The organism is Kribbella sp. DT2, from assembly GCF_049844575.1.
In the GTDB taxonomy this organism is placed as follows: Bacteria; Actinomycetota; Actinomycetes; order Propionibacteriales; family Kribbellaceae; genus Kribbella.
In genome coordinates this window covers 1,768,208-1,782,521 of record NZ_JBNCLH010000001.1, presented here as the reverse complement: position 1 = coordinate 1,782,521, position 14,314 = coordinate 1,768,208, and the positions used below count along the sequence as shown (strand labels likewise).

General features: G+C 69.5%; 11 protein-coding genes. All 11 read right to left on the bottom strand.

What is annotated here, in order from left to right; genetic code table 11:
* Positions 1-161: 161 nt before the first annotated feature.
* Positions 162-1,190 carry a GNAT family N-acetyltransferase gene (locus ACLQ2O_RS08550; protein WP_425828950.1) on the bottom strand — a complete coding sequence of 343 codons (1,029 nt, stop codon included), beginning with the start codon at positions 1,188-1,190 and terminating at the stop codon, positions 162-164.
* A gap of 165 nt (positions 1,191-1,355) precedes the next feature.
* On the bottom strand, positions 1,356-2,246 hold the full coding sequence (murQ, locus tag ACLQ2O_RS08545) for an N-acetylmuramic acid 6-phosphate etherase (protein WP_425829105.1): 891 nt from the start codon (positions 2,244-2,246) through the stop codon (positions 1,356-1,358).
* Between the two features lie 34 nt (positions 2,247-2,280).
* Complete coding sequence (locus ACLQ2O_RS08540; protein WP_425828948.1) at positions 2,281-3,183, bottom strand: MurR/RpiR family transcriptional regulator; 903 nt, start codon at positions 3,181-3,183, stop codon at positions 2,281-2,283.
* Positions 3,184-3,218: 35 nt separating this feature from the next.
* Positions 3,219-4,946, bottom strand: a complete 1,728-nt coding sequence (locus ACLQ2O_RS08535; RefSeq protein ID WP_425828946.1) for a serine hydrolase — start codon at positions 4,944-4,946, stop codon at positions 3,219-3,221.
* Positions 4,943-6,235, bottom strand: a complete 1,293-nt coding sequence (locus tag ACLQ2O_RS08530) for an exo-beta-N-acetylmuramidase NamZ family protein (RefSeq protein ID WP_425828944.1) — start codon at positions 6,233-6,235, stop codon at positions 4,943-4,945. Before ACLQ2O_RS08530 ends, ACLQ2O_RS08535 begins: the two co-directional genes overlap by 4 nt.
* Positions 6,236-6,261: 26 nt before the next feature.
* Positions 6,262-8,805 carry a glycoside hydrolase family 3 N-terminal domain-containing protein gene (locus tag ACLQ2O_RS08525; RefSeq protein WP_425828942.1) on the bottom strand — a complete coding sequence of 848 codons (2,544 nt, stop codon included), beginning with the start codon at positions 8,803-8,805 and terminating at the stop codon, positions 6,262-6,264.
* A 5-nt stretch (positions 8,806-8,810) separates the two neighbouring features.
* Complete coding sequence (locus ACLQ2O_RS08520) at positions 8,811-10,616, bottom strand: glycoside hydrolase family 3 protein (RefSeq protein ID WP_425828940.1); 1,806 nt, start codon at positions 10,614-10,616, stop codon at positions 8,811-8,813.
* A 52-nt stretch (positions 10,617-10,668) separates the two neighbouring features.
* Positions 10,669-11,757, bottom strand: a complete 1,089-nt coding sequence (locus ACLQ2O_RS08515) for a Gfo/Idh/MocA family protein (RefSeq protein WP_425828938.1) — start codon at positions 11,755-11,757, stop codon at positions 10,669-10,671.
* Positions 11,750-12,526: a ThuA domain-containing protein gene (locus ACLQ2O_RS08510; protein WP_425828936.1), complete on the bottom strand. Its 777-nt coding sequence runs from the start codon at positions 12,524-12,526 to the stop codon at positions 11,750-11,752. Before ACLQ2O_RS08510 ends, ACLQ2O_RS08515 begins: the two co-directional genes overlap by 8 nt.
* Before the next feature lie 18 nt (positions 12,527-12,544).
* Positions 12,545-13,360, bottom strand: coding sequence for a carbohydrate ABC transporter permease (locus tag ACLQ2O_RS08505; protein WP_425828934.1), 816 nt, complete (start codon positions 13,358-13,360; stop codon positions 12,545-12,547).
* A gap of 9 nt (positions 13,361-13,369) precedes the next feature.
* The gene (locus ACLQ2O_RS08500; protein WP_425828932.1) at positions 13,370-14,314 is read right to left on the bottom strand and encodes a carbohydrate ABC transporter permease; all 945 of its coding nucleotides are present in this window, start codon (positions 14,312-14,314) and stop codon (positions 13,370-13,372) included.

The window sequence follows — 14,314 nt, the reverse complement described above, 5'->3', positions numbered from 1 at the left end:
GATACGACACGGAACGGAGCGTGCGCTACGGACCGAAAGTGATGGACTTACTACCTAAAGCAACCGGCGGTACGGACCTGTGAAAAAGCCTCGGAAACCAAGCGCTGGATCATAAAACAAACCACAGATTCAGCGCTTGCCGGTTAGCTTTTACGAGTACTTCAGTTTCCCGCAAGGGTCTCGGCGCGCAGAATTTTCTGCCACTCCTCGTGCCGTTCGACGGGCTGGAAGCCGAGCTGGGCGTTGACCGCGTTCATCGCGGTGTTCTCCTCGCCGTTCCAGGTGTGCACCACCAGCGGCTCGGTGTGCGTCTTCTGCAGCTCGCGGTGGTTGTGGGCCTTGAGCCCCAACCCGAGCCAGTGCCCGCGGTGCGCGGGCGCGACGAGCGTTCCCCACTGGAACACCTTGCCCGGATCGTGCTCGCCCTTCACCAGTTCCGTGTGCCCGGCCAGCGTCCCGTCCGGCGCGACGGCGACCGTGGTCCACGAGTTCCGCCCCTGAGCGACGTTCTGCTCCTCGTTCAGCCGGATCCGCGCCGCGTCCCAGTGCTCGGCCTCGACCTCCAGGTCCCCTGTCGGCGCCTCCAGCACGAACGTGGTCTGCAGCGCCGCGAACGCATCCACCAGATCGTCCGGGCAACGGTCCCGCCAGCTGCGCAGCGCGTAACCCTGGTGCCGCTCAGCCGCCTTCGCGGACAGTTCGTCGAGCAACTCCGGCGCCAGCGGCAGTTCCAGCACCCGGTGCACCTCGAAGTTCGCCGCCGAGAACCCCAACGCCGTCGCGAACCGCTGTCCCGGAGTCGACTCCGTGGCTCCGCTCGGCACCTCGACCTGGGAGATCAGCACCGACCGCCCGTGCTCAGCGGCCCGCTCGTCGAGCAGCCGGCCCAGAGCCCGGCCGTGTCCTCGCCGCCGGGCGTCCGCCCGGACCGCCACGATCCCGCTGATCAGCGATGTGTTGTCGAGCAGCGGAGCCTCCAGCTCCAGCCCACCGACGATCTCGCCGGCCTCCCGCAGCGCCCAGAGCTCCTTGAGCTTGTACGGATTCTCCCGGGTCAGCGCGGCCCGCATCTCCTCGCGGGCGAACCCCACGGGGTACTGCCGGCCGTCGTCCACGGCCACGCTGAAGACGTCGTACCAGCTATCGAAGGAGGAAGTGTCGTGCGGGTCGACTCGCTCAGGTGTGCTCACCTACTCACTGTAGGGACGTTCCCAAGACCAATAACAACTCCCCCGAGGTTTTGGGGCCGTCCGCTCTGGACTGAGGAGAGAGGGAGCGCAGCGACCGAACGACGAGGGAAGAGCGGGCGAAAAGCCCCAAAACCCGCCGAGCCGGAGGCGAGGCCAAAAGCACAGCTACGCGGGCGCGCCGAGCTTGCCGAGCGCGACGGCCACCCGGCCGTCAGCCTCCGCCAGCGCCTCACGGGCCGCGGAGACCGGGCTGCCGGTCAGCAGGTGCACCAGCGCCGGCTTGAGCTCACCGTCCGCCTCGACCAGCGCGGCCGCGCACGCGTCGGCGTCAGCGCCGGTCGCCTCGGCCAGGATCCTCAGCATCCGCCCGCGCAGCTTGTTGTTGGTGGCAACCATGTCGACCATCAGGTTGGACCAGGTCCGGCCGAGCTTGATCATCAGCGTGGTGGAGAACGCGTTCAGCACCATCTTCTGCGCGGTCCCGGCCTTCAGCCGCGTCGACCCGGCGATGACCTCGGGCCCGGTGTCGGCAGCGATCAGTACGTCGGCCAGCGGCGCGAGCGGCGCCTCCGGGTTCGACGTGATCAGCGCGGTGGTCGCCCCGACCGACCGCGCCTGCCGCAGCGCACCCGCCACGTACGGCGTACTGCCGGAGGCCGCGAGCCCGATCACCACGTCCAGCCCGGTGACCTCGGAGGCGTCGGCCGCGCCACCCTCCTCGGAGTCCTCGACGTTCTCGACCGCGCGCAGCAGCGCGGGCATCCCGCCCGCGTGGTGCGCGACGACCAGGTCGTCGGGCGCGTGGAACGTCGGCAGCAGCTCAGCGGCGTCCAGGACGGCCAGGCGGCCCGACGTACCGGCGCCGAAGTAGTGCACCCGCCCACCGGCCCGGACGGCCTCCACGGCCGCGTCGACGACCTTGGCGATCTCGGGAACGACGGCACCCACCGCGGCGGCGACCCGCGCGTCCTCGGCGTTCATCATCGCCAGGATCTCGGCGGTACCCACCGCATCGATCGCGAGCGTCCGGGGGTTGCGCGCTTCCGTGGGTGTCATCACCCCTCGATGTTAGTTTTCTACTGAAGATATTTCAATTCTGTTGATCGTTGACGGAACTCTTCACCCGGTGCCCACGGACCGCGGTCGCGGTCTCCTCGAGCGCCTTGCGGGCGTCCGGGAGCACCGACTGGGCCACCCCGATGAACAGGCAGTCGATCACCATCAGCTGCGCGATCCGGCTCGACATCGCTCCCGACCGGTACGTCGTCTCCCGCGCGGCCGTGGTCAGGACCAGGTCCGCCGTCTGCGCCAGCGGCGAGCGCGGGAAGTTCGTCACCGCGACCGTGGTGGCGCCGTGCCGCTTGGCCTCCTGCAGGGCCTCGATCACCTCGACCGTGGTCCCGGTGTGCGAGATCCCGATCGCGACGTCCTCGGCGCCCAGCAGGGCCGCGCTGGTCAGCATCACGTGCACGTCCGACCAGGCGAACGCGACCCGGCGGATCCGGTGCAGCTTCTGCTGCAGGTCGAGCGCGACGAACGCGCTCGCGGCCACGCCGTACAGGTCGACCCGCGGCGCCTTGGCGACCGCGGCCACGACCTTGGTCAGCGCGGCCACGTCGAGCTGCTGGGCGGTCTCGCGGACCGCCCGCTCGTCGGCGAACGCGACCTTGCCGACCACGTCGTCGAGCGAGTCACCCGGTTCGATGTCACCGCCGACCTCGGGTCTGACCATCTCCCGCGCCGACTGGGCCGCCAGCTGCAGGCGGAGCTGCGGGTAGCCCGGGACGCCGATCTGCTTGCAGAACCGGATGACCGTGGTCTCTGAGGTGGAGGCCACCTCGGCCAGTTCGGAGATCGTCATCGCCGCGACGCCGCCCGGGTCCGCGAGGACCGCGTTCGCCACCCGCTGCTCGGCCGGGGCCAGCGCGGGCATCACCGCGCGGACCCGGACCAGCAGCGGCCCCGTGGGTTCAGGAGAGGTCGAGGTATTCATGACGCCACGGTACGGCGAATGAGCACCCGACGGGGTCACCGACGCGAAAGTCTCCAACCTGTCGCGGTAAATGCCTCCGGGCTGCGCTCACCGTCGAAAAGCACCTTCCGGCCGTCGGTGAGCTTCACGCCGTCCACGAAGACTCCCCGGCCCTGGTACAGCGGGTCGGACGTGTAGCGCCAACGCAGTGTCTGCTGACCGCCCGGGACCTCCGCCGACACCTGGTGCCAGTGCCGGTCACCGGACCCGCTGATCGAGCCGTCGGTGTCGATCACCGTCCCCCGGTCGCGCACGGTGAACGGGACCTTGGTCCACGTCGCCCCGTCCGTCGAGCTCTCCAGGTACAGCAGGTCGGTGTCCTCGGTGTCCACGAACAGGTCGAAGGCCAGTTTCGCACCAGCAGCCGGTACGGCGACCGGCAGCGCGAGCATGGTCGTCGCGGCGTCCGTCGTACCGGAGAACCAGGCGTCCTTGCCGTGCCGCGGCCCGACCCCGAGCGACAGCGCCAGCCCCTGGACGACCGCGCGCCGGGCCGGGTTGTTGCTGCCCCAGTTCCGGCTCGGGTGCACCCGGTTGCTCAGCAGGATCGCGAACGAGCGGGAGTCGAAGTCGATCACGATCGACGTCCCGGTGTACCCGGTGTGGCCGGCCGCGCGGGGACCGGACAGGCCGCCCATGTACCAGCGCTGGTTGAGCTCGAAGCCGAGGCCGTGGTCGTTGCCCGGGAAGCCCTGGTTGAAGTTCGTGATCATCGCGGTGACGGAGCTTTCCTTCAGGATCCGGGCGTGCCGGTAGCTGCCGCCGTTCAGGAAGGTCTGCGCCAGCACGGCGAGATCGTCGGCGGTGCTGAACACGCCGGCGTGACCGGCGACGCCGCCGAGCGACCAGGCGTTCTCGTCGTGCACCGAGCCCCAGACCATGCCGCGGTCCGGCGCGACCTGGAACTCCGTCGCGGCGATCCGCGGCTTCTTCTTCGGGTCCGGGTTGTAGCCGGTGTCCTTCATCTGCAGCGGCTTGGTGATGCCGTCGGCGACCAGCTTGTCCAGCGTCTTGCCGGTCACCCGGTGCGCCAGCTCGCCGAGGGAGATCAGGTTCAGGTCGCTGTAGAGGTACGTGCTACCCGCCGGGTTGACCAGCTTGGCGGTCAGCGCCATGTTCATCCGCGACGCCGGGTCGGGCTGCGCGCTCCACAGCGGCAGGAACGCGGGCAGGCCGGTGGTGTGCGTGAGCGCCTGCCGGACCGTGATGGCGGCCTTGCCGTTCTCGGCGAACTCCGGCACGTACGTCGCGATCGGCTCGTCCAGCGAGACCTTGTTCTTCTCCACCAGCTGCAGCACGACGATCGAGGTGAACAGCTTCGAGACCGAGGCCATGTCGAAGATCGTGTCGTCGCGCATCGGGATCTGCTGGTCCTTGGGCAGCTCGGTGCCGCTGCCGTCGGCGTACTTCAGCGCGAGCCCGGTCGCCTCGCGGGTGACGATCTTGCCGTCGTGACCGAGCAGCGTGACCGCACCGGCGTACAGGGGTTTGACCGTGCCGCTCGGCTGCGTCCAGCCGGCCACCTGGGCCAGTGCCGCGTCGATCGGCGCCGGGTCGAGACCGGCCTTGGCAGGAGTCGCGTCGCGCAGCAGCGTTCCCTTCGGCGCGTAGCCGGAGAACGGCTCGTCGAAACGTCCGGATTTGTTGCCCGTAGCAACTGCAGGGGCGGCCATGGTGAGCATCAGGGACGACACTACCGCCACACCGAGTACGGTTCTCTTCACCGGTGGTCTCCCTTGTACAGCAGGTACTTGGCGCGTCGCGCGGTCCACGCGTTGGTCTCGGACTTCCAGGCCGCGACGATCGCCTCGGCGGTCGCGCCACCGTCCAGCATCGTCCGGAAACGGTCCGACCCGGTCAGCAGGTCGATCCACCGGCCGGGCGGGTTGTCACCGGTCCGCCAGGCGAAGCCCGGGTAGAGCTTCTTCGCCTCGACGATCATGTGCGTCGCCGCGACGATCGCCTCGACCTTGTGCGGGTCGGTGATCTGCACCTGGACGCCGCCGCACAGCACGTTCGCGTTCTTGGAGATGAACGGCGTGAAGTACGCCTCGCGGAAGTCGATGCCCGGGATGTTCTTGGCCTGCAGCGCCTGCGCCCACTTGTAGTCGATGTACGGCGCACCGATCAGCTCGAACGGCCGGGTGGTGCCACGGCCCTCGGACATGTTGGTCGCCTCGAACAGGCAGGTGCCCGGGTAGAGCAGGGCGGTGTCCGGCGTCGGCATGTTCGGGCTCGGCATCACCCAGGTCAGGCCGGTGTCGGTGAAGATCTGGTCGCGCTTCCAGCCCTCGACCTTGATCACCTGCAGCTCCTTGAGCCGGGCGCCGTTCGCGTCCACCGGGAGGTACTCGGCGTTGAACAGCCGGGCCAGCTCGCCCACCGTCATGCCGTGCTGCTGGATGATCTCCTCCTTGCCCACGCCGGAGGTGAAACCGGGCTTCAGCATCGGCCCGCGCGCGTACCCGCCGACCGGGTTCGGACGATCCAGTACGACGAACTTCGCACCGGTCCGGACCGCCGCGAGCATCGCCTCGTACATCGTCCAGATGTAGGTGTAGAACCGCGCGCCGACGTCCTGGATGTCGAAGACGACCGTCTCGACACCGGACTTCTGGTAGAGCGTGACCAGCTTGGCCGCGTCCGCGCCGTACGCGTCGTAGACCATGATCCCGGTCCGCGGATCGACGTGGTCGCCCTCGGAACCGCCGGCCTGCGCGCTGCCGCGGAAGCCGTGCTCGGGCCCGAAGACCGCGACCACGTTGACCTTGCCGGAGGCGTGCATGGTGTCGACGACGTGGTTCAGGTCGTTCAGGATGCCGGTCGGGTTGCTGATCACGCCGACCTTCTGGCCGGCCAGTGCCCGCCAGTTGTCCTTGGCCAGCGCCTGGGCGCCGGTCAGCACCCCCTTGCTGCCGTGCTTGGGCTGCTCGGCCGCGGACGCGGCCTGGGTGGTGATCAGCGGTGCGGCGGCCAGGGCTCCGGCACCCGCCAGCAGACTGCGGCGCTTCATCGGGGTTCTCCTTCAGGCAGGGGAGGTTACGGGCGGAAGTGCAGACCGGCCACCACAGGGCGATGGTCGCTGGCCTCGGACTCTTGAGGTACGGCGGCGTGCGCGACCCGGAAGCCGCGGCCGACGGTGACGAAGTCGATCCGCTTCACCGGTACGCCGGCCGGGTAGGTCGACGGACCACCGGTGGTCGTCGCGGCGGCGGTCCAGCTGTCGTCGAGCTTGCGCCACACCTTGGCCAGCTCGGGCGCCGACGCCTCGGCGTTGAAGTCACCCGTGAGGATCTGCAGGTCCTTCGCCCGGTCCCGGGCCAGGATCTTCACCGTGTCGTCCACCTGCGCCCGGCGTACGGCGGGATCCTCGCGGTAGTCCAGGTGGGTGACGTAGACGTGCACCCGGCGGCCGCGCACGTCGAGCTCGGCCTCCAGGAACCCGGGTCCCGGCGCGGGCACCGGGTTCGGGTCCTGGGTCGACAGCCGGGTGATCGAGTGGTTCTCCGTGCGCACCAAGGGGAAGCGCGACAGCAGCCCGACGCCGTACTGACGTCGCGGCTGCCCGGCGGCGGGCGGGTCCAGGTCGTAGATCGGCGCGAACCCGGCGTGCATCCCGAGCTTCTCCGCCAGCGAGCCGAGCGTGTCGAGCCACTGGCTGCGCGCGTCCCAGTGCACGTCGACCTCCTGCAGACCGATCACGTCCGCGTCGAGCGCCTTCAGCGCCAGCGCGGTCCGGTCGAGGTCGAACACGTTGTCCTCGCCGGCGCCCGCGTGGATGTTGTACGACGCCACCGTCAGCCGGGTCTCCCGCGCGTCCCAGGTGAGCCCGTGCCCGAACGGGTGCAGCGGTTTCGACGGATCGTCCACGGTCGGGACGTCCACCGGCAGCTTGCCGGTCGGCGCGACCTCGCCGGTCAGGACCTTGGCCAGCGCCTCCATCGACACCGCGGCGTACGAGTACGTCGCCAGCGTCGTGGCAGCGGCCGGGAAGCGCGAGACGTCGTACGGGTCGCGCACGGCGACGACGACCACGGGACGGCCGGTGGCGAGCAGGTCGTTGACCAGCTTCTGCTGCTTGGCCTGCTTGTCGGTGACGTCGGTGTCCCACGCCTTCATCGTCAGTACGACGGTGAGGTCGGCCGCCTCCGACGCCGCGACCGCCTCGGTGATCTTCGCGTCGGTCGGCGTCGCGCCGGTGTCCTTCACGACGGTCGTGTGCCCGCGGCTCTGCAAGGCCGCGCCGAGCCCGGCCGGGGTGTAGCCCGCGACCAGGATCGTGCGCGGCGCGGACGAGAGCGGGAGCAGCCCGGCGTCGTTGCGCAGCACGGTCGTGGTGTGGTCGGCGATCTTCTGCGCGACGGCGTAGTTGGCCGGCGTACCGACGACCTTCGCGACCTGCGCGAGCTCGACGTACGGGCGGTCGACGACACCGGTCTTGAGCTTGAGCTTCAGCACCCGCTCGACGCTCTGGTCGATCCGCTGCTCGCTGATCCGGCCGCTGCGCACCGCGCTCAGGACCGAGTTGTACGCCAGGTCCAGGTCGACCGGCATCAGCAGCTGGTCGACGCCCGCCTCGAGCGCGCGCAGCGGGATCTCGGCGTCGCCGTACTTGTCGCGCACGCCCTGCATGCCGAGCGAGTCGGTGATCACGACCCCGTCGAAGCGCAGCTGCTCGCGCAGGATCCCGGTCAGGATCGGCTTGCTCAGCGTCGCCGGGTCGCCGGACGGATCCAGCGCCGGTACGACGATGTGCGCGGTCATGATCGAGTCGATCCCGGCCCGGATCGCCGCGTCGAACGGCGGCCGGTCGATCGCGTTCCACTCCTGAACGGTGTGGTTGATGACCGGGATCCCGGTGTGGCTGTCGGTCGCGGTGTCGCCGTGGCCCGGGAAGTGCTTCGCGGTCGAGACGATCCGGCCGTCGCGCTGGTAGCCCTGCACCTGCGCGGCGGTCAGGTCCGCGACCAGCTTGGTGTCGGACGAGAACGAGCGGACGCCGATCACCGGGTTGAGCGGGTTCACGTTCACGTCGGCGACCGGCGCGAAGTCGGTCGTCACGCCGACGGCCTTCAGCTCGCGACCGCCGATCCCGCCCGCCTGACGGGCGAACTGCACGGACCGCGTTGCCCCGAGCGCCATCGCGCCCGGGAACTGCGTGGCCGGCGGGCCGACCCGGAACACGACGCCGTGCTCCTGGTCGGTGCTGATCTGCAGCGGGACGCCGCCGGTGCCGAGGGCCGCCGACTGCAGGCCGTTCGACAGCCGGGCGATCTGCTGCGGGTCCTTCACCGAGTCGGTCCAGGCGAAGTAGATGACACCGCCGAGGTGGTACTTGCGGACCACCTCGGCCGGCGTCGCGACGCCGTACAGGTCGGTGTTACGGGGATCGGCGGTGGAGGCGGCCGGGCCGTAGGCGTAGCAGACGAACAGCTGCCCGACCTTCTGCTCCAGCGACATCCCGTGCAGGGTCTCGCGGACCCAGCGACTGCCCGCCGCCCGCGCGGGAGCAGTCGCACCGAGCGTCGTACCGGCGACAGCCGCGGCCGCGAGGCCGAGCGTCTGCCGTCGGGTGAGCTCCATCCGGGTCACCAGCTCAGACCGTGGCCGAACGGGTAGAGCGGAGTGGCCGGCTGACCCGCCACCGGGATGTCGACCGGGAGCTTGCCGGTCGGCTTGATCTCGCCGTACAGGACCTTGGCCAGCGACTCCATCGAGACCGCCGCGTAGCCGTAGGTCGCCAGGTAGGTCGGGGCCTCGTCGAAGTACGCGATGTCGTACGGGTCGCGGACGGCGACGACGATCACGGTCTTGCCGGTGGCGAGCAGGTCCTTGACCAGCTTCTGCTGCTTGGCCAGCTTGTCGGTGACGGTCGTGTCCCACGCCTTCTGGGTCAGTACGACGGTGACGTCGTTGGCCTGGGCCTTCGTCACCGCGTCGGTGATCGCCGCGTCCGTCGGGGCCGCGCCGGTCTGGGCGACGGTCGTGGTCGCGCCGCGCTTGGTCAGGCTGTCGCCGAGCGCCTGCGTGGTCGAGACTCCCCACCCGGTGACCAGGACCTTGCGCGGGGTGTTGCTGAGCGGCAGGTTCTTGGTGGTGTCCTTGACCAGCGTCACGGACTTGTCGACGATCTTCTGCGCGGTGGCCAGGCTGGCCGGCGTACCGACCTTGCTCGGGATCTGCGCCGGGTTCGAGAACGGCGACAGCAGGCTGCCGTTCTTCAGCTTGACCAGCAGGATCCGCAGCAGGCTCTCGTCGATCCGGCGCTCGCTGAGCCGGCCGGACTTCACGGCGTCGACAACGGCCTTGAACTGTACGTCGGGAGCCGGCGGCAGCAGCAGCTGGTCGGCACCGGCCTCGAGCGCGCGGACCGCGACCTCGGCGTCGCCGTACTTGGCCCGGACCGCGGCCATCTCCAGCGCGTCGGTGATGATCAGGCCCTTGAAGCCGAGCTGGTTGCGCAGCACGCCGGTCATGATCGGCTTGCTCAGCGTCGCCGGGTCGCCGGACGGGTCGAGCGACGGGACCGCGATGTGCGCGGTCATGATCGAGTCGATCCCGGCCTTGATCGCGGCCTTGAACGGCGGCGCGTCGATCGTGTTCCACTCCTGCAGGGTGTGGTTGATCGTCGGCAGCGAGTTGTGGCTGTCGTCGCGGGTGTCACCGTGGCCCGGGAAGTGCTTCGCGGTCGCCGTGATGCCGGCGTCGCGCTGGTAGCCCTGGACCTGGGCGACGGTCATGTCGGAGACCAGCTTCGGGTCGCTCGAGTAGGAGCGGACACCGATCACCGGGTTGAGCGCGTTCACGTTCACGTCGGCGTCCGGCGCGTAGTCCTGCCGGATGCCCATCGCCTTCAGCTCGCGGCCGGTGATGCCGGCCGCGGTCCGGGCGTCCGTCGTGCTGCGAGTGGCGCCGTGGGCCATGTTGCCGCCGAACTGCGTGGCCGGCGGACCGATCCTGACCACGACGCCCTGCTCCTGGTCGGTCGCGATCGTCAGCGGCAGGTGCAGTCCGGTCTTGAGGGCCGCCGTCTGCAGCTGGTTCGAGTACGTCGCCAGCTGCGTCGGGTTCTGCACGTTGTCGCGCGCGTTGAAGTAGATCCAGCCGCCCGGCTTGTACTTCGCGACGACTTCGGCCGGCGTCGCGACGCCGTACAGGGCGGTGTTGCGCGGATCGGGCTTGCTCGCGTCCGGGCCGTAGGCGAACAGCACGAACAGCTGGCCGATCTTCTCCTCCAGCGACATGCCCTGCATCGCCTTCGTGGCCTGCTGAAGGCTGGTGATCGGCTGCCGCGGTTCGGGTGGCGGCGCGGCGCCCGCAGCCGCGGGAAGGAGGCCGGCCACGGTCGCGGCGGCAAGACTGGCGATGGCAGTACGGCGGCGCAACGACGACATGACCGGCCCCTTGAGGTAATTGAGTTACACGCATCTCCCCCGCACGCGAAAGTTACCCACGCCTCGCAGGTGGGTCAAGGGGAAACGGCAAGTCATCCTCCCAGGCCTTCAGCGTTTCCAGCAGTTCCGGCTGCTGAACCGTGGCCAGCGCGTCGGTGAACGCGGCGCTCACGACGTCGGCGATCCGCACCGGCACACCGAGACCAGCAGACCGTACGGCGGCCTCGACCATGGCGACGCTGACCAGGTTGGAGTGGACCTCCGACTGCGGGGTCCTCCCGGACCGGACCGCCTCGACGAACTCGGCCAGCGAACCGGCGATCTCTTCCGGCTCGTCGGGCAGTTCGGCGCCAAGGCCCTCGGAAACAGGTGGGTTGTCGCCGTCCCAGGTTGCCGTGCCGGCGGCAGTGACGGCTCGCCAACGGCCGTTCCACGAGGTTTCCTGGCCGGCGGCGCACCAGCTCCCGGTGAAGGAGAACCGGGTGCCGTCGGCGAACGTGAAGATCGCGTTCGCCGCCGCGTTCCCGGCGAACCAGCTCCAGTCCGGGTTGTACGACTCGCAGTACACCGACACCGGTTCGGCACCGATCAGTTTGCGCGCCAGGTCGAACTGGTGGATCGCCATGTCGACCAGCAGCGGCTCGGCCATCCGCTCGCGGAACCCGGCGAAGTGCGGAGCCTTGAAGAACTCGCACGACAGCGACCCGACCGGGCCGAGCTCGGCGAGCTGCCGGCCGAACGCCGTACCGGCCCGGAAGTAGCGCCGCGACTGCGAGACCATCAGCAGCTTGCCGCTCACCTCCGACGCGGCGACCATCGGCAGGCACTCCCGCACCGTCTCGGCCAGCGGCTTCTCGCAGAGCACCGGCAGCCCACGCAGCAACGCGCTGATGCTGACCGTCGGGTGTGCCGCCGGGACGGTCACGTCGATCACCGCGTCGGCCCCGGCCGCCAACTCGTCGAGCGACCGGGCCACCGGTACGTCGGCGTGGCCGTGCTCGGCGGCCGCCGTACGGGCGACGTCCAGGTCGAGGTCGACCAGGCCGGCCAGGGCGACGTCGTCGTTGGCGGCGATCGTGCGCAACCAGGCCCGGCCCATCCCTCCTGCCCCGACCTGGATCAGGCGCAACGGATCAGGCATCGGCAGGCTCCTCGATCGCGCCCTGGTAGCCGTGCCCGGTGAAGAAGTCGCCGGACTCGTACCGCAGCAACGTCGGTACGGCGCGCTCCGGCCGGACCGTCCGCGCCCAGGCGACGCCGTTCGCGATCACCCTGCGGACGTCCTTGTGGTGGTAGACCGGGAAGTCCTGGTCGCCGGGCGAGAAGTAGAAGATCTTGCCGTGCCCGCGCCGCCAGGTGCACCCCGAACGGAACACCTCTCCGCCGGAGAACGACGAGACGAAGATCAGCTCGTCCGGCACCGGGATGTCGAAGTACTCGCCGTACATCTCCTGCTGCTCGATCTCGATCGGGTGCGGAACGCCCTGCGCGATCGGGTGCGTCGGCGCGACCGTCCAGACCAGCTCACGGTCGCGCTCGCTGCGCCAGCGCAGCGTGCACGACGTCCCCATCAGCTTGCCGAAGATCTTCGACCAGTGCCCGGAGTGCAGCACGACCAGGCCCATCCCGGCCAGCACGTGCTGGTGCACGCGGTCGACGACCTTGTCCTCGACCTCGCCGTGCGCGGCGTGGCCCCACCAGACCAGGACGTCGGTGGTGGCCAGCACCTCCTCGGTGAGGCCGTGCTCGGGTTCGTCGAGCGTCGTCGTACGGACTTCTGCCTGGTCACCGAGGTTTTCCGCGATGCCGGCGGCGATCGCTCCGTGCATGCCGTCGGGGTAGAGCTCGGCGACGTGCGGCTCGACCTGCTCGTGCCGGTTCTCGCCCCAGACCAGAACTTTCAGCGTCATCTGCGTTGTCCTTCGAGGTTATTTGACCGCTCCGCCGACGGCGCCGGCGGCGATGTACTTCTGCGCGACGACCAGCAGCACGACGGCCGGGATCGCCGAGAGCACCGCGGTGGCCATCACCGCGTTCCAGTTCTGCACCTGGGTGCCGAGGTACTGGTAGATCCCGAGCGTCACCGGCCGGACGCCGTTCTTGGTGGTCAGCGTCAGCGCGAACAGGAAGTCGCTCCAGGAGAAGAGGAAGCTGAACAGGCCCGCGGTGATCAGCGAGTTCTTCGAGATCGGCAGCACGATCGCGACGAACGCGCGGACCAGCCCGGCGCCGTCCACCCGCGCCGCCTCCACCAGCGACGGTGGCAGCGAGAGCATGAACGAGCGCAGGATCAGGATCGCGAACGGGATCCCGCTGCTGCAGTTGGCCAGGATCAGCCCCGGGACCGAGTTCAGCAGCCCGATCCGCTCGTACGCCGTGTAGAGCGCGTTGGCGATCACGATGCCCGGGATCATCTGCGAGATCAGGATCGCCAGCAGCCCGATCGACACCCACCGCGAGCGGAACTGCGAGAGCGCGTACGCGCACGGCGTGGCGATCAGCAGGCTGAGCACGACCGTCCCGGTCGCGATGATCAGGCTGGTGACCAGGTGCCCGCCCTGCTCGCTGAGCGCCCGGCGGTACCCGGAGAAGCTCGGATCGAGCGGGAGCAGCCCCGCGGTCAGCGTGTTGCCGGACGGCTGCAGCGACGCGTTCACCATCCAGTAGACCGGGAACAGCATCACGATCAGGATCAGGACGCCGAGCACGGAGAAGACTGTCCGGCGTACGGTCGAGTCGGTCATCTGGGCCTCCTACTCGTCGACCGCACGGCGGGTGCCGCGCAGGTAGAAGATCGCGAACAGGAACGACAGGGCGATCAGCAGGTTGCTCAGCGCCGCGCCCTCACCGAACTTGAAGTCGACGAACGACCGCTCGTACGACTGGGTGGCGAGCGTCTGGGTCGCGTTGGCCGGGCCACCGCCGGTCAGGCCGAGAATGATGTCCAGCACCTTGATCGTGTAGACCACCCCGAGCATCAGGACGACGCTCGCGACCGCCCGCAGATTCGGCCAGGTGATGTGCAGGAAGGCCCGCCAGCCCGTCGCGCCGTCGAGCTGCCCGGCCTCGTAGAGCTCGTCGGGGATCTCGCTCAGCCCGGAGTACAGCAGCGTCACGTTGAACGGGATGCCGATCCAGACGTTCACCCCGATCACCGCGATCAGCGCCACCGACGGCGAGTTCAGCCACGGCACCGGGTCGTCGAGCAGGCCGGCCCCGATCAGCGTCCGGTTGAGGATGCCGTTGTCCTGCTCGAGGATCGAGCGCCAGGTCGCGCTCGACACGATCAGCGGCAGCAGCCACGGCAGCAGCAGCATCGACCGGAGGAACCCGCTGAGCGGGAACCGGCGCCGGAAGAACAGCGCCAGCCCCAGCCCGATCGCGAACTGGAAGGCGATCGAGCCGATGGTGAACAGGCCGGTGTTCACCATCGCCTGCGAGAACAACTGGTCCTTCACCATCGCGGTGTAGTTGGCCAGCCCGACGAACGGTGCCTCGCCGGTGAAGAAGGTCTTCAGGCCGTAGTCCTGCAGGCTCATCAGCAGGTTCTTCACCACCGGGTAGCCGAACAGCGCGAGCATCGCGAGCGCGGCCGGCAGGACGAACAGCAGCTTGGTCAGCTCCTCGCCCCGGCGGCCCCGCCCGCCCAGGCGCGGCAGCCGCCGTACGGATGGACGTGTCAGCGTTCCGTCCGCCAT

Excerpts from the sequence above, each read along its gene's own strand:
- ACLQ2O_RS08510 (WP_425828936.1), bottom strand. The coding sequence starts at position 12,526 with ATGACGCTGAAAGTTCTGGTCTGGGGCGAGAACCGGCACGAGCAGGTC.
- murQ (WP_425829105.1), bottom strand. The coding sequence starts at position 2,246 with ATGACACCCACGGAAGCGCGCAACCCCCGGACGCTCGCGATCGATGCG.
- ACLQ2O_RS08530 (WP_425828944.1), bottom strand. The coding sequence starts at position 6,235 with ATGAAGCGCCGCAGTCTGCTGGCGGGTGCCGGAGCCCTGGCCGCCGCA.
- ACLQ2O_RS08520 (WP_425828940.1), bottom strand. The coding sequence starts at position 10,616 with ATGTCGTCGTTGCGCCGCCGTACTGCCATCGCCAGTCTTGCCGCCGCG.
- ACLQ2O_RS08540 (WP_425828948.1), bottom strand. The coding sequence starts at position 3,183 with ATGAATACCTCGACCTCTCCTGAACCCACGGGGCCGCTGCTGGTCCGG.
- ACLQ2O_RS08525 (WP_425828942.1), bottom strand. The coding sequence starts at position 8,805 with ATGGAGCTCACCCGACGGCAGACGCTCGGCCTCGCGGCCGCGGCTGTC.
- ACLQ2O_RS08500 (WP_425828932.1), bottom strand. The coding sequence starts at position 14,314 with ATGGCGGACGGAACGCTGACACGTCCATCCGTACGGCGGCTGCCGCGC.
- ACLQ2O_RS08505 (WP_425828934.1), bottom strand. The coding sequence starts at position 13,360 with ATGACCGACTCGACCGTACGCCGGACAGTCTTCTCCGTGCTCGGCGTC.
- ACLQ2O_RS08515 (WP_425828938.1), bottom strand. The coding sequence starts at position 11,757 with ATGCCTGATCCGTTGCGCCTGATCCAGGTCGGGGCAGGAGGGATGGGC.